15 protein-coding genes are annotated in these 15,918 nt (G+C 36.4%); 4 read left to right on the forward strand and 11 right to left on the reverse strand.

The window, feature by feature from the left end:
- The first annotated feature begins 56 nt into the window (after positions 1-56).
- Positions 57-686 carry a 3-keto-disaccharide hydrolase gene (locus B154_RS0103520; protein WP_018611939.1) on the forward strand — a complete coding sequence of 210 codons (630 nt, stop codon included), beginning with the start codon at positions 57-59 and terminating at the stop codon, positions 684-686.
- A 104-nt stretch (positions 687-790) separates the two neighbouring features.
- Here the strand turns inward: B154_RS0103520 and B154_RS0103525 are convergent, their stop codons facing one another.
- The 5 genes from B154_RS0103525 to B154_RS0103545 all read right to left on the reverse strand — a co-directional run bounded on the left by B154_RS0103525 (position 791) and on the right by B154_RS0103545 (position 3,416).
- On the reverse strand, positions 791-976 hold the full coding sequence (locus B154_RS0103525) for a hypothetical protein (protein ID WP_157580440.1): 186 nt from the start codon (positions 974-976) through the stop codon (positions 791-793).
- A gap of 74 nt (positions 977-1,050) precedes the next feature.
- Entirely contained in the window at positions 1,051-1,254 is a 204-nt protein-coding gene (locus B154_RS0103530) for a hypothetical protein (RefSeq protein WP_018611941.1), read from the reverse strand.
- The gene (locus tag B154_RS0103535; protein ID WP_169337640.1) at positions 1,224-1,418 is read right to left on the reverse strand and encodes a hypothetical protein; all 195 of its coding nucleotides are present in this window, start codon (positions 1,416-1,418) and stop codon (positions 1,224-1,226) included. Before B154_RS0103535 ends, B154_RS0103530 begins: the two co-directional genes overlap by 31 nt.
- Before the next feature lie 218 nt (positions 1,419-1,636).
- Positions 1,637-2,608, reverse strand: a complete 972-nt coding sequence (locus tag B154_RS27595; protein ID WP_018611943.1) for a ComEA family DNA-binding protein — start codon at positions 2,606-2,608, stop codon at positions 1,637-1,639.
- Positions 2,609-2,639: 31 nt separating this feature from the next.
- Complete coding sequence (locus B154_RS0103545) at positions 2,640-3,416, reverse strand: MBL fold metallo-hydrolase (protein WP_018611944.1); 777 nt, start codon at positions 3,414-3,416, stop codon at positions 2,640-2,642.
- Positions 3,417-3,721: 305 nt separating this feature from the next.
- Here B154_RS0103545 and queA point away from each other — a divergent pair, with 305 nt between their 5' ends.
- The 3 genes from queA to B154_RS0103560 all read left to right on the forward strand — a co-directional run bounded on the left by queA (position 3,722) and on the right by B154_RS0103560 (position 6,386).
- The gene (gene queA, locus B154_RS0103550) at positions 3,722-4,771 is read left to right on the forward strand and encodes a tRNA preQ1(34) S-adenosylmethionine ribosyltransferase-isomerase QueA (RefSeq protein WP_018611945.1); all 1,050 of its coding nucleotides are present in this window, start codon (positions 3,722-3,724) and stop codon (positions 4,769-4,771) included.
- Between the two features lie 218 nt (positions 4,772-4,989).
- On the forward strand, positions 4,990-5,688 hold the full coding sequence (locus B154_RS0103555; RefSeq protein WP_018611946.1) for a DUF1003 domain-containing protein: 699 nt from the start codon (positions 4,990-4,992) through the stop codon (positions 5,686-5,688).
- A 5-nt stretch (positions 5,689-5,693) separates the two neighbouring features.
- Positions 5,694-6,386: a class I SAM-dependent methyltransferase gene (locus B154_RS0103560; protein ID WP_018611947.1), complete on the forward strand. Its 693-nt coding sequence runs from the start codon at positions 5,694-5,696 to the stop codon at positions 6,384-6,386.
- Between the two features lie 38 nt (positions 6,387-6,424).
- On the opposite strand, the gene B154_RS33565 is transcribed toward B154_RS0103560, so the two are convergent.
- The 6 genes from B154_RS33565 to B154_RS33275 form a co-directional block, all read right to left on the reverse strand.
- Positions 6,425-6,817, reverse strand: coding sequence for a metallophosphoesterase family protein (locus B154_RS33565; RefSeq protein ID WP_281166842.1), 393 nt, complete (start codon positions 6,815-6,817; stop codon positions 6,425-6,427).
- 16 nt (positions 6,818-6,833) lie between these two features.
- Positions 6,834-7,199 carry a metallophosphoesterase family protein gene (locus tag B154_RS33570; protein ID WP_281166843.1) on the reverse strand — a complete coding sequence of 122 codons (366 nt, stop codon included), beginning with the start codon at positions 7,197-7,199 and terminating at the stop codon, positions 6,834-6,836.
- Positions 7,200-7,207: 8 nt separating this feature from the next.
- Positions 7,208-8,290 (reverse strand): ACR3 family arsenite efflux transporter, encoded by a 1,083-nt coding sequence (gene arsB, locus B154_RS0103570; protein ID WP_018611948.1) that lies wholly within the window; start codon positions 8,288-8,290, stop codon positions 7,208-7,210.
- Positions 8,291-8,383: 93 nt separating this feature from the next.
- Complete coding sequence (locus tag B154_RS0103575) at positions 8,384-9,232, reverse strand: arsenite methyltransferase (protein ID WP_018611949.1); 849 nt, start codon at positions 9,230-9,232, stop codon at positions 8,384-8,386.
- Positions 9,233-9,288: 56 nt separating this feature from the next.
- A complete protein-coding gene (locus B154_RS0103580) occupies positions 9,289-9,618 on the reverse strand; it encodes an ArsR/SmtB family transcription factor (RefSeq protein ID WP_018611950.1) in 330 nt (109 codons plus the stop codon).
- Positions 9,619-10,055: 437 nt separating this feature from the next.
- The gene (locus B154_RS33275; RefSeq protein ID WP_018611951.1) at positions 10,056-15,599 is read right to left on the reverse strand and encodes an Ig-like domain-containing protein; all 5,544 of its coding nucleotides are present in this window, start codon (positions 15,597-15,599) and stop codon (positions 10,056-10,058) included.
- Positions 15,600-15,918 lie beyond the last annotated feature (319 nt).

A 15,918-nucleotide genomic window follows, 5' to 3' on the forward strand; every position in this document is an offset into this window, starting at 1 on the left:
TTATAAACATCATCACAGAAGTTTGTTGAAGCGCAATAAGTTTCTATCTTACCGCTATGAAAATTTTTATTACCAGTTTTATTACAATAATCTTTTTTATAAGCTCGTCTGCTCAACCTGCAACACAAATCAAAACTCTTTTTGATGGAAAGACATTTAAAGGATGGGAAGGAGATACTGTACAAACCTGGAAAATAAAAGATGTAGCCTTAGTCGGAGGTTCTCTGACAGAAAAAGTACCTCACAACATGTTTCTTGCAACTACAAAGGCATACGCAGATTTTGATCTGCAACTTAAATTTAAATTGACCGGAACAGGGTTTGTAAATGCGGGTGTACAGTTTAGAAGTAAACGATTACAAAATCCGGATTACGAAATGAGTGGGTACCAGGCGGATCTCGGCGAAGGATATTGGGCAAGCCTGTATGACGAATCAAGAAGAAATACTACTCTCGTAAAGCCCGATTCAATTGTCGTAAGCAAAGTTTTAAAAAATAACGACTGGAATGATTACCGGATTCGTTGTAAAGGAAAAAGAATAAGAATTTGGCTTAACGGAGTTAATACGGTTGACTATATTGAAAAAGATGAAAAAATAGAGCAAAAGGGACTTATCGCGCTCCAAATACATGGAGGTGGAAAAGCCGAAGCGTCTTATAAAAATATTAGAATAAAAGAGCTTTAGTAAAAGAAGTTTTTGGTCGGTTACTATGTAAATTAAGAATGTCGCAAAAAAAAGATGATTCAACATCATCTTTAGTAAATTTTAAAATAATTGACTTCTCTGTATTAATCCCTCTCTGATAGAGCTTCTTTATACTTTTGTTCGTTTTCTATATCCTCTTGCGTCACCTGTTTATCGTTGTTATCTGCCTTTAAAGGATTATGAAAAGGCAACGGTTGCTGTTCTTTATTTTTTTGATCCTCGGCCGAGTTACTTCTGTCAGCAGGAGAAGGAGTTTCATTATTCATCATAAAAATTTAAAAATTGATAAAAAATCAAAATCTGAGAAATGGTGACGGTTTGTTGTACCTACGCCACACGTTCATCACAAATTCCTGCTCTTATGGCGCACACTTCCTGCTTTCTTAATTCCAGGCTTTTGTTGTGTAGTATCATTTATACTACTGGTATCCCCTACTGCATTATTACTATCCTTATTAACATCTGCTTTACTTGTCTGGTCGTTTGTCTCAATCGCTGATGCTGCCGGCGAGCCGCTCATATCTCCACCTGCACCACCTGTACCCATTGGGCTGCCTGGCGTAGTATCTTTTTTCCGTAATATTGGCTGGCACCTCGTTGCAATCGTTTTTTTTCCTGCTTATTTATCGCTGTTTTATTCTGTCCACCTGTTGTGCCACTTGTTGTTTGCGCATCTACCTGCAAAGTGGCAGAGAACAAAACGATTAGCATTATTGAAAAGTATCTCATAAAATATTTTTCTTAAGTAATGGCAAAGGTTGGGCCAGCATAATTTCAAGGTCATTGTGAAGGCTTTAAAACCGTAAAGTCAATTCGTTTATGGAAAGATTTAGACACTTTACTTTTATTGTTAAACCGCTCATTATCTTTCGTTAAAAAAATTACCGGAGGCATTTTAGCTGATAAAAAGATTTAATCGATGTTTTTAATTATCCTCGTACAACCAGGTAAGGAGCTATCTTATTATACAATTCTTCAGTTATTATATCAATCTTTTTAATATCTTCTACAGATATATAGTTACCATGTTGTTGGCGGTAATTAAGAATTGCGTTGGCAATATTCCATCTAAGATAAGGATGAGCCCGCAACTCATCTATACCAGCAGTGTTGATATTAATAGTTTTTAAGATTGGATTTATACACTGCAAACGAGATTTAATTTTTTCAAAAGTACTGTCTGCTATACCATAAGTTTCACCTAATTGCGCAACTGAACTAAATCCGCCAAGCTTTTGCCTGAAATTTACAATTCGTGTGGCAAGCTTACTGCCAATGCCGGGCAAAGAAATAAATTCTGATGTGTCTGCTGTATTGATGTCTATAATCTTTGTTCTTTTTATTTCTGATACAGCATTAGATGTAGAAGCTATTTTTGCTTTATCGGCGTAAGAATTATTTGCAGAAGATTCTTCTTTTTTAGCAATACGAATATAAGGAATAAGCCTTCCTGCATCCTCAGTTTGCAGTCCGTATATTTTCCTTATATCATCTGGCTTTCTGAATTTATAGCCGCTCGCTAAAAACTTTTGAATAGTATTTATTGTTTTCTCACGTACGCCTAATTTTTTCCATCCATCAGCATCCAGGGTATTGGGGTCAAACTCAAATAATACCCCTTTAGAATATCTTACATTCTCATTTTGCATTGGCCGGTAATAATCAACGTAATTTTCATCCCGCTGATATCCTGCTTTATTATTCGAACTATCCACTATAATTTTTAGCTGTGCAAGCTCCTGCTGGAAAGCATCTTTGCTTACTGAAGCTTCTTTTACGGTAAAGTATCTTGAGAAAATAAAAATTAATGCCCCGATCAAGCCCATTATTATCAACCCATTTCTCTCTTTTGCAGAAAAAGTAAAATAGTCGTTTACAACATTTCGCCACCAATATTTCATCTGCAATAATTTTAAAATGAATTTTACCGAATCAGATCTCAATTTTCAGACCGTCATATGCCAGTTGTATTCCCCCTGGCAAGAGATCGTTTACGGCCTTGTGCAATCCTAGCTGGTGACTTATGTGTGTAAAATAGGCTCGTGGAATCTTTAATTCCTTTACCAGTTCTATTGCCTGCTGCAGTGTAAAATGCGAAATATGTGGCTCTTTTCTTAAAGCATTTAATACAAGAATTTCACTTCCTACAATTTTTTCCTTTTCCTTAGCATCGATCCGGTTTGCATCCGTTATATAGGTAAACTTGCCAAACCTGAAACCATAAACAGGCATTTTATAATGCCAGACTAAAATGGGAATAACAGGAATATCGCCAATTACAAAAGGATCTAAAGAAACCTCATGAAGATTTACTTTGGGAATACCAGGATATTTTGTAGTATCGAATGCATAGGGAATTTCATTTCTCACACCTTCAAGTGACATGTTATTGCCATAAATTTCTGTGGGCAAATGAGAAAAGAATTGGAATGGCCGGGTATCGTCTACTCCCGCAACATGGTCTTTGTGAGAATGAGTGATCAGTATTGCATCAATATGCTTTATATTTTCTCTTAGCATCTGGTATCTGAAATCAGGTGTAGCATCTACTATAATAGTGGTAGAAGCAGACTGTATCATTATGCTGCTGCGAAGCCGGTTATCATTAGAATCTGTCGAAGTGCAAACCTCGCACGTACAGGCAACCATGGGAACACCAGTGCTGGTGCCCGTACCTAAAAAAGTTATCTTTAAATGAGGAAAAGTCACAATTTAAAATGTAAGATATGAATTTATTGGAAAATGATATTTCTAAAGATCAATAACTATTAGCTATAAAAAAATGGATAATTTACAAGTAAATATTTTTTCTTAAAAGAGTAAAGGATTTATTATAGCCTTTAAAAAAACAACCATATTTTGTTCTCAATTTAAAATAAATGAATAATTTGTTCTTACCTTCACCCACCTTAAAATCGTGCCATAACAAGCTCATAGTTAAGGTGAAACCCGGCAACCTGTATGTGACCATTGTAGACAGTACTCCCTTGGAGAAAAAAAAGAATCAATAGCACATGAAATTAACACAATTCAAATTTGATCTTCCACTAAATCTAATTGCACAAAATCCAGCGAAAAAAAGAGAAGACAGCCGCATGATGGTTGTTCACCGTAAAACAGGACAGATAGAGGACAAGCATTTTCGCGATATTCTTGAATATTTTAATGACAAAGACGTATTTGTAATTAATAATACAAAGGTTTTTCCTGCACGCATGTACGGCCGCAAAGAAAAAACAGGTGCCAAAATAGAAGTTTTTCTGCTGAGGGAATTAAATAAGCCAAACCGCCTTTGGGATGTAATTGTGGACCCGGCAAGAAAAATACGGGTGGGCAACAAATTGTATTTTGGCGATGCAGACGAGCTGGTGGCTGAAGTAATAGACAATACTACCAGCCGCGGTCGTACCATCCGTTTTTTATGGGATGGGGATGATGATTCTTTCAAAGCGCAATTAGAAGCGCTTGGTGAAACACCTCTTCCCAGGTATATAAAACGTAAACCTGACGAAGAGGACCGGGAAAGGTATCAAACCGTTTACGCCAAGCATGAAGGAGCAGTTGCGGCACCAACGGCCGGTTTACATTTTAGTAAAGAACTTATAAAACGTTGCGAAATAAAAGGTATTCGTTTTGCCGAAATTACGCTTCATACAGGCTTAGGCACCTTTAGACCCATAGAAGTCGAAGATCTCAGCAAGCACAAAATGGATGCAGAATATTATCAGGTTGATGAAACCGCCAGTAAAATTGTTAACAAGGCCAAAGAAACAGGTCACCACGTATGCTCTATAGGTACAACAACCATGCGAGCGCTGGAAACAAGTTTTACAGCACAAAAACTATTAAAACCAAGTGAAGGATGGACCAATACTTTTATTCATCCACCTTATGATTTTAATGTTGCAGATTCTTTGGTTACAAACTTTCACTTGCCTAAGACAAGCCTTCTTATAATGACCTGCGCTTTTGCAGGCTACGACCTTACCATGGAAGCATATAAAAAAGCTATAAAAGACAAATATCGTTTTTTCAGCTATGGTGATGCTATGCTGATTTTATAGATAAGTAAATTACCTATAAAAAGAGTTTCATTATTTGAAGCTCTTTTTTATTCTATTTTAATTTTTAGGTTCTGGCTGTATAAAAGCGTTATGCTTTTCTGTAAGCCTGCAATAATCATTATTGTTTTGCAAAATCTGGCACATTAAAAATAATTCCTGCTTTTACCTGAGGAAGTATTATTTCACTTTCAGGTTTGTTATAAATTTAAAAAAAAGTAATGGAAAAAGTTACCTGCCACATTACAAAAAAGGAAATAAACGAAAACGATGCTCAGAAAGCTGACCAGCTTAGATCATCTCTGTTTAACCTTATAAAACAAGATCATAAAGACTTCTCCAATGACAGTTACATAAGTAATGATGCGTTGAACACATACAGAAATAAGCAACTTGCCCAGTTAATAAACGAAGAAAACGGGGAGCTTAACTCGCTGGAAAAAGAAGTTGTTGAAGCAATTTCATCAAGCAAAATACTATCTGAAAATATTGAGGACGATATAGAAGAAAAACTAACTTTCGGTCAAAGAGTTGCAGATCATATAGCATCTTTTGGCGGAAGCTGGATATTCATTATTATCTTTTTTAGTTTTTTACTTATCTGGATGGCTGTAAATATTTGGCTGCTCACTACCAAACCGTTCGATCCTTATCCTTTTATTTTACTCAATCTTATTTTAAGCTGTCTTGCTGCAATACAGGCTCCTATAATTATGATGAGCCAAAACCGGCAGGAACACAAAGACAGGATAAGGAGCGAACATGATTATAAAATAAACCTTAAAGCAGAACTTGAAATAAAAATATTGAACGAAAAAGTTGATCACCTGCTTATTCACCAGAATAAGAGGCTTATGGAAATTCAACAAATACAAGCTGATTATCTGGAGGATATTTTGAAACAACTAAAAGCAAAATAACTTGTATGAATGATGTGTTAGGCCAGGCTTTATATGATTATTACACAAAAGCGCCACCAGGTAAATTATGGATACATAACAAATACGGCCCTAAAGAAGAAATGCCTGTTCACATTTATTTCCGGGAAGAATCAACTCTTCCTGATCATGAATTAATTGCTTTACAAAACTGCACAGGCAAAGTGTTAGACATAGGTGCAGGTGCGGGCAGTCATGCAATATTGCTACAGGAAAAAGGTGTAGATGTGACTGCCCTTGAAATATCACCTGCAGCAGCAGCAGTAATGAAACAACGCGGCGTAAAATCAATTGTTGAAAAAGATATTTTTGAATTTGAAACAGGCGGTTTTGATACCTTGCTATTGCTAATGAACGGTATTGGCTTAACGGGGAACATCAGCAGGTTAAAAGAGTTTTTTCAACATGCAAAAAAATTACTGAATCCGGGCGGACAATTACTATTCGATTCATCAGACGTTGCATATTTATATGAAGGAAAGCCGCCGAAGATGAAAAATTATTATGGTGAGATAATGTACCAATATGAATATAAAAAGCAAAAAACAGACTGGTTTACCTGGTTATACATTGACAGGAAGAAACTTACCCAAGTCGCAAAAGAGGAAGGATGGAATACAGAGATTTTATACAGAGATCAGTTTGATCAGTATTTAGCTAAGTTATCTACTAATCAATAATTTATTATTATGGTGAGGAACAACGTACTGTAGACTTTCTAAAACCCTCGCCTTAACATCTGGGCGTATTCATTTGGCAAAGGGCTGTCTTCAACTGCTTTTGCAGCCTTTTCTACATCGTAATCAAAGCGTACAAACTCAACCTGTACTGCCTCCCTATTTGTTATTGAGCTATCGCGGTTTATTGTCAGTATTACGTAACATCCTTTAGGATTACTATCTTTTGGTTTGCCTACTGAACCAATATTTACTGCGTGCCGATAATGAATGTTATTCTCAGATTCTGTTGGTAATACCCTATAGTAAGGTTTGTGTGTATGACCAAAGCACATAATATCTGCATCGGCCTGTTCCATTATTCTTAATAAGCTCTTTTCATCCCGGTCTTCAAACAAATACTCGTTAATCTTTCTTGGGCTGCCATGTACCAATAAGAGATGTAGCTTATCATTGTTTAACTGAAACTCTACTTTTAATATGGGCGGGTAATGTTCTCAGATAGTTACGTTCTTCTGGGTTTACAAGCGAATTAGTATAAGAGATTGAAATCTTTCCCATATCCTTTTCGGTATCTGTTTTATAAGAACAGCCACATTCATCACTCATTAAACCAATTCCCTGGTCATAATTGCCGGCGATGGTCGGGATGCCTCTTTTTCTTATTTCATTGATTACTTCATTGGGCCAAATGTTATAACCTACTAAATCTCCAAGGCAATAAATAGCATCAGTTTTTTTTTGCTCCACATTTTTAAAGAATGCCTGCAAGGCAGGAAGATTTGCATGTATATCGGAGAATAATGCGATTTTCATAAATTGGTTTAAAATGTCTGTAAACGTTGTTTAGTGTAATACTTGCTTCTAAGCCAAAAAGCGACATTAACGAGTGCAATTAATGCCGGCACTTCAACCAATGGACCTATAACACCTGCAAACGCTTGTCCACTGTTAATACCAAATACACCAATGGCAACTGCAATTGCTAATTCAAAGTTGTTTCCTTCGGCAGTAAAGGCAATAGAGGCATTGGTTGAATAATCTGCACCCATTTTTTTACCGATAAAGAAACTGACTAAAAACATTATAATAAAATAGATAACCAGTGGGATAGCAATTCTTATTACATCCATTGGTATTTGCACAATCAGTTTACCTTTTAAGCTAAACATTACAATAATAGTAAAAAGAAGCGCTATTAATGTTATGGGAGAGATTACAGGAATAAATGTTTTTTGATACCATTCTTCACCTTTCAGCGAAATCAATGCATACCTGCTAATCACCCCGGCAAAAAAAGGAATGCCGAGGTAGACAGCGACACTTTTTGCAATCTGGCCAATTGTTATATTTACTACAGATCCTTTAATGCCAAATAATGGGGGTAGCACTGTTATAAAAATATAAGCATAAACACTGTACAACAACACCTGAAAAATGCTGTTCAATGCAACAAGTCCTGCTGCATATTCCCTGCTGCCTTCTGCTAATTCATTCCATACAATTACCATGGCGATACAGCGTGCAAGTCCTATCAGAATTAAACCTACCATATATTCCGGATAATTATGTAAGAAGACAATGGCAAGTATAAACATTAGTATTGGACCAATTACCCAGTTAAGTAATAATGAAACCGATAATACTTTTAAATTTTTAAATACCTCCTTTAGTTTCTCGTACCTGACTTTAGCAAAAGGTGGATACATCATCAATATCAAACCTACTGCTAAAGGAATATTGGTAGTGCCTGTTGAAAAAGAATTTATAAAAGTTGATGATGAAGGAAATAAGTAGCCTACGGCAACACCAATTGCCATGGCTAAAAATATCCAAAACGTTAAAAATCGGTCTAAAAAGCTAAGTTTCTTTCTTTCGTTGGCAGGAGCACAATTGTTTGCAGACATTCTTTATATTATTTACTTACCGGTTATTTTACTTTGTCTTTCCATTAAATATTTTCTCTCTAAATTCTAAAGAAATCATAGTAGAAAACTTATTTAATTGCAACAACCGGCTTCGCAACAATCCTCTTTTTCTGCCAATGGCTTTTCTGCATAGACTGTTATACTAAAAATGCCTGTGCCCGATTGTTTAAAAGCATCAATCTGGTCTGCTGACAAATAGTTGTTAAGAATGTCATCGGGAATGATAATTGGTTTGTCCTTTTGAATAGTGATATTAGTAAACCCATTGCTTTTTATCAATTCCAAATACACTTCTTTTTGAATTGCACCTGCAACACAACCTGCATACATTTCGGCTGCTTCTTTAATCGGGTTTGGCAATTCGCCTTGCAATACAATATCTGAAATACTGAAATGACCACCAGCCTTTAATACTCTATAAATTTCCTTAAAAACCCCATCTTTGTTTGGTACAAGATTAAGAACACAATTGCTGACTATTACGTTTGCAGTATTTGCGGTAACCGGCATTTTTTCAATATCGCCTTGCCTGAATTCCACATTGTTAAAACCTCTCACTTCAGCGTTCAGCCGCGCCCTTTCAATCATAGCAGGTGTAAAATCGATACCAATAACTTTTCCTGTTTCACCTGTTTCGTGCCTCGCTATAAAAGCATCGTTACCTGCACCACTGCCTAAATCAATTACCACGTCACCTTTTTTAATTCTGGCAAATTGGGTCGGCAAGCCGCATCCTAAGCCCAGATCAGCATCAGGGGTATAACCTTCCAACTCGTCATAACTTTCCGACATAATGTTATATACTTCTGTACTGCAACAGCCCGAGCCACAACAGGAGACCTGGTTGCTTTCTTTATCTTGTAAGGCGATTTCAGAATACTTCTGCCTTACCATTTCTTTTACATTTTCCTGAGTTTCCATTTTGTTTAATTTTAAATAATTATCGTAAAATAACGATGGACATACTTAAAAAAAAATCAGCAACAATTGCTGCCGCTTTTGAAAGAATCAAATAACTGGTTGAGCGATGATTGTGCTGCTTTCCATTCTTTTTCGTCTATGCAATAGCAAACTTTTGCTCCTTCTATATCGCCCTTTATCAGCCCTGCATCTTTTAATTCTTTTAAATGCTGAGAGACTGTGCTCTGCGACAATGGAAGCTCATCTACAATATCTCCACATACACACGCCTGTTTTTTTGCCAGTAATTGCAGGATTGCCACACGGGCAGGATGAGCCAATGCCTTAGCATATTTTGCTAGCCTGTTTTCCTTTGCACTAAATTCCAATGATTTTGTTGCGCCCATAATTATATCGCAATATTACGATTGATTTTTTATATCTTCAACTAATTTTAGATTTTTTTGAAAAGATTTTTAAAATCTCAAATACTGGTGCATGCACTGCTTTAAACAATGGTAAACTTATTCTGCTACCGCGAGGGTTTAGATAACAGGATGTGGTAGTGAATTCGATGCTCCATTTTAGCTTGTTGAAAATATTTAAAGCATTAGGAGGCTTGTTAGTGTTACAAGCAATTTCTCGAATAAAGATTTCGACTCACTTAAATCACTGCTGATAAATGAAAGAGGCCGCCTCAAAATCAGTTTTGAGACAGCCTCTTTGTTTACAACTAAAGTACTTACAATTTTATGAGTTCTAACTGTTCCTCATATTCTAAATAATACTTTAAAAAGCGCTTGTTATTTTTCTCATTTAAACAATTAGTAGCCAATTAAGCAATTTAATTCTTTAAAAACTTCTTACTGATTTTAAAATCATCACCAGCAATGGTAACAATATACATACCACTGGTAAGTGAAGTGACGTCAGCTTCAAGAGTTTTGCCGGTTAAAACGACAGGGATGTTTTTAATAATCATTCCCGATAAGTTTGTTATAGACATGTTTGCTTTCTGACTGTTTGTTTGTATGCCATCCACGCTTATTTGTATCTTATTTACCGCTGGGTTAGGGTAAACCTTAACAGTAGAAGCAGCAGCACTTCCAACACTTGTGTTAGCAGTATTTACATTTAGAGCATGAAGGTTATTTATAACAGAAGCTGTATCCTTATTAGCTATAGACTGGCTAACAGTTGGAGTCTTATAGGTAGCATTATAAGCCGCTGTATTCTTGCTTGCTACTTTTACGATATCAGATGCTCCAATGATTAATTGTGGCGGATTTTGAGTGTTTTCTTTACTGTTGAAAACAAGACTTCTATTTTGATTAGCAGAATCCTTTACTAAGAAAGTAACGATTTTATCCCCGGCAAATTGAGTCTTAACATAATCGGTAACATCTAGATCGTAATACCTGGCCTGGTTATTAACTCCGGTGGTGCTTAATGCAGACCCTGAAGTTGTAGGAGCATTATTATAGGTAATTGTATTTTCCGTCCATGAGTCGTTATCTACATTATATACAGAAACATTTATAGTTGCTGTATTTTCTGTATTCCGACCAAATATCCTCAGTTTTGCTGAACCCACTCTAACTGCATTGTTAAGAGGAAATTTAATATATGTTGAACGACCATACCCGGCAGCAGTAGTGCTTTTTACACCTAAAGAAGTATCGTTGCCATAATTGGTTGCAGCATAACCACCATCACGAATATATGCATCTGCTATAGGTAGCACAGTTAAATCAGGAATTGGAGCCGTAACGACTAATTGAGGAATGTTATTTAAATTTTCTTTACTGTTAAATACTATACTTTTATTTTGGTTTGAAGCATCTTTTACTAAAAAGCTAACAACTTTATCTCCTGCAAATTGAGCCTTAACGTAGTTGGTAACATCAAACTCATAATATGCAGCTACGTTATTAATAGCTGTAGAGCTTAAAGCAGATGAGCTAGTGTCAGGCGCATTATTTAGGGTAATAGTATTTTCATTCCATGAATCGTTATCTACACTGTATGCTGAAATAGTAATATTGGATGTATTTTCTGAATTACGACCATAGATGCGAATTTTTGCTGAGCTTACGGCAGTCAGGTTATTAAGAGAAAATTTAAGATAAGATGCGCGGGTATAACCACTGGAAGCAGAATTTTTTGCAACTAAATTTGAATCGCTGCCATAATTGATAGAAGAATAATTTCCGTTTCTTACAAAAGCATCAGCAATAGGCGAAAGCGTGTCATAAGATTGATATACAGTAGGATCGATATTAGGAACTGTAACAGAGAAGGCAACAGGGGCAGAAGCAGTAACGGCCAAACTATCGTCAATAGCTTTTGCTGTGATAGAATAGTTTCCTGCTTTAACATTGCTCCAGTTGAAAGTGTAAGGCTTTGCAGAAGCGGTGCCAATAAGCGTATCATTATTATAAAATTCTACTTTTTTTACTGTACCATCTGAGTCAGCAGCGTCAGCGCTGATAACAACTGATGCAGGTGCACCGATACTTGCATTAGCAACAGGACTTGTAAGACTTACAGAAGGCGCAACATTGGGATTGTATACAGAAAATGCAATAGCTGTAGAAGTGTTAACAGCTAAACTGTCGTCGGTAGCTTTTGCTGTTATGAAATAGGTCCCCTTGGGTACACTGTTCCAGGTAAAAGTATAAGGTCTTGTTGTAGCAGTTCCAAGTAAAACTCCATTATTATAAAATTCTACTTTTTTAATGGTACCATCTGAGTCAGCAGCGTCAGCGCTAATAGTAACTGATGCAGGTGCACCGATACTTGCATTAGCAACAGGACTTGTAAGGCTTACAGAAGGCGCAACATTTGGATTATACACAGAAAAGGCAATAGCTGTAGAAGTGGTAACAGCTGAACTGTCGTCAGTAGCTTTTGCTGTGATAAAATAGGTCCCCTTGGGTACACTGTTCCAGGTAAAAGTATAAGGTCGTGTTGTAGCCGTGCCAAGCAAAATTCCATTATTATAAAATTCTACTTTTTTTACTGTACCNTCTGTGTCAGCAGCGTCAGCGCTAATAGTAACTGATGCAGGGGCACCGATACTTGCATTAGCAACAGGACTTGTAAGGCTTACAGAAGGCGCAACATTTGGATTGTACACAGAAAAGGCAATAGCTGTAGAAGTNGTAACAGCTGAACTGTCGTCAGTAGCTTTTGCTGTGATANAATANGTNCCCTTNGGTACNCTNNTCCAGGTAAAAGTATAAGGTCGTGTTGTAGCNGTGCCAAGCAAAATTCCATTATTATAAAATTCTACTTTTTTTACTGTACCNTCTGTGTCAGCAGCGTCAGCGCTAATAGTAACTGATGCAGGGGCACCGATACTTGCATTAGCAACAGGACTTGTAAGGCTTACAGAAGGCGCAACATTTGGATTGTACACAGAAAAGGCAATAGCTGTAGAAGTAGTAACAGCTGAACTGTCGTCAGTAGCTTTTGCTGTGATAGAATATCTTCCTTTAGGTACATTGTTCCAGGTAAAAGTATAAGGCTTTACAGTTGCGGTTCCAAGCAGAGTATCATTATTATAAAATTGAACTTTCTTTACTGTACCATCTGTATCAGCGGCATCAGCGCTAAGAGTAATTGATGCAGGTGCACCAATACTTGCATTAGCAACAGGACTTGTAAGACTTACAGAAGGTGCAACATTTGGAACGTATACAGATACGGCAACAGCATCAGAAGTTGCAACAAGTGAGTCATTATCAGTTGCTTTTGCTATGATAAAGTAGGTTCCGGCTGGAGCCTTACTCCAGGTGAAGGTATAAGGACTTGCAGTAGCAGTTCCTAACAATGTATCGCCATTATAAAAATCTACCTTACTTACTGTACCATCACTGTCAACGGCAGCGGCACTGAAAGTAACTGATGAAGTCGAAGCGAAGTTTGTATAAGCTGCGGGGATGGCTAGACTTACAACCGGAGCTTTGCCATCTTTAATCAATATTGCCGACTCGTAAGGCTGCAGTTTGATACTGCTTAAATATTTATTATTTTTCACATCTACGTACTTTCCATCTAAAGGAACAATTTTGTTTACCGGGTTTGGGTTAAATACAAACCTTATCGAGTCATCAGGATTTGTTACAGTAGCTTCTACCTCAAATAACTGTATATTATCAAGGTAGTAAGAACTTTGAGCATCGACAAATAACACTACAGAGCCGTTTGCCTCATCTTGTGAAGGAGTAAATACCATTTCATTTTCGCTTCGCGCTATGCTTACCGTCCTGATCTGGTTTGTCGTCAGAGGCTTATAAGAACCAGTAGATGATGCTCTTAAATAGGCACCTATACTCATACTGGACGAACCTTTTAAGCTATATTTTAAAATATAATTTTTATTAGCAGAAAGAGTTCCTACCCCCATTACAATAGAAGAACTTTTCGCTGATGGTGCAACCTCTAAATAGCCTCCATCTAATAATCCAGAATTTCCCCATGTTAAAGTGCAACTGTTTGGAAATGCTTTTTTAATATCAGTACTGGCACTAAAACTTCCATAAGGAAACTTATTTGAACCTATAAGAGAGTTAAATGTATATGGAGAAATCTGCTTAGCACTTCGTTTTGAAGCCGGATCAAGGCTAGATTGTGTTTTCCATCCCTCCAGATCAAGGTTAACTAAAGTCTCACCTGACGAATTAGCATAAATAGTATTCGAAATAACGGTTTTATCATCAATTGGTCTAGCATAATAATTACTATCGAGTCTCCCTAAACTATTTATATCACTGTTATCAAATTTACTTACAATAGCAGAAACCGGCTGGTTTGATGTTTTAGAAAAGAATATATTGTTAGTAATTGTATTGTTTCTGAAGCCGCTGGGTATATTATGCTGCATATGAAGCTGCCCGTGGCCATTATTAAATAAAGTGTTGTTTTTTACAATAACATCCCTCGCATTATTTAGAAAAAGTCCCTTGTTAGAATTAGCAATAGTATTACCGGCAATTTCTACCCCATTTACCAATCCATCCATATAAATGCCTTCAGCAGAAGAATTAGTTGTATTTGCACCTGCCCCCGCTCCTATACCATTTAATACTATATTGCCTGTTACTTTTCTTCCGTAATTTGTAACATCAGAGTTATTATAGGTATAAATTCCGCCTCCATCATCTTTTACAAAACAAAAGCTATCGATATAATTATTCTTAACTATGCAAGAATCGCCGCCCATTTGTATGCCAATGAAACCGGAATTAATAACCTGGTTATATTCTGCGATTGAGCTTTTATTAACCCTGATGCCTGCACCCTGTCCCTCGCCGCTTTGACCCATACCCGGTACAGCATATGAATTTCTTATGATATTATTTCTTACAATAGCATAAGGGTTTGAAGTACCCACTGATATGCCATTGTTATAAGAATTTGAAACAGCACAGTTTTCAATCTTGAAATATGAATGATTTGAAACATTTACCCCATCTATTCCTGAAAATAAAACATTACAATTGCTAAACTGAAAATTGTTACCACTATTAATGTCCACGGTATTTTTATTTCCACCCTTTAAAGTTAAATTGTTAACTACAACATAACTTCTATTAGATGAATATATAACGTAGTCAATGGCACTGGCGGTAACTTTGCAAGATGAGGGAGATTTTTCTCCAAAGTAAACGCTTACTTTTTTAGCGGCTTTGTCATAATACCACTCGCCAAACTGGTCGAGGGTTTTAATGCTGTTTTGAATAAAATAACCGAAGTTATTGTTAGGTTCTGAAATACCTGAATAATATAGAGTGTTTCCTGAATGAGATGTAATTACAGACCTGTTTAATAACCAATGTGCAGGACGTGTTACTAATTCAGCGCCTGTCCAATTCGGGTCAGATGATAATTCATTATCAGTTATAGATGTTTTGCCGGAATGAGATTCAAGGGTTAAATAATCTGTATTAGGATAACGGCCCATCGGCTGCTGCTCGTCATTTAAAAGTAAAAGATTAAGATTTGAACCTAAAGAGGCATTGTAGCTTTCGTAAATACCATTACCAACAGAAACCCAATTAGTTAGGGTAGTTAAACCAGTTATAACCGGTTTGTCACCTGTACCATAAGCACCAATAACAATTGGTGAGCTTGCAGTTCCTGATTTATTTACAGTAATTGACCCGTAAAAGGTTTCACTACGATTAAATAAAACAGAGTCACTGGCTTGAAGGCTGCTGAAATAACTGTTTAGTTTACCTATTGTCTTCCATGGAGTGGAAGGATTTTGTGCCTGGGCTGCAGTTCTGGAATCATCACCGGAAACTGTTGAAAAATAATAATTAGTTGCCCTCGCAGAATGTAAGAAGAAGACAAATAATAATAGTGTAAAAAGGTTTTTCATAAAATTTGTATTGGATATATTAATGAAGCTTGAATACTGGATTACAGTGATATAAGCGTTCCAATAAAAATTTTATTATCCTAAAAAACCAATGATGACCTTTGCGGGTATGGATTTGTCTTTATGTAGTCAGCGAAAGTATTTAGGGATAAAACGAATACATAAAAAGAATTTTAAAGAAAAATTCATTAAAAAAAAACATCTCGCCTCTAATGTTTTTAACCGCTAACAAGTGGTGATCAGAAAGGAATAAGCTCGAAAAAGATATACTTACTATATACCGTTATTACATATTTATTGAGGCTTTCTGGATTTGACA

The sequence above is a fragment of the Segetibacter koreensis DSM 18137 genome (genome assembly GCF_000374045.1).
In the GTDB taxonomy this organism is placed as follows: Bacteria; Bacteroidota; Bacteroidia; order Chitinophagales; family Chitinophagaceae; genus Segetibacter; species Segetibacter koreensis.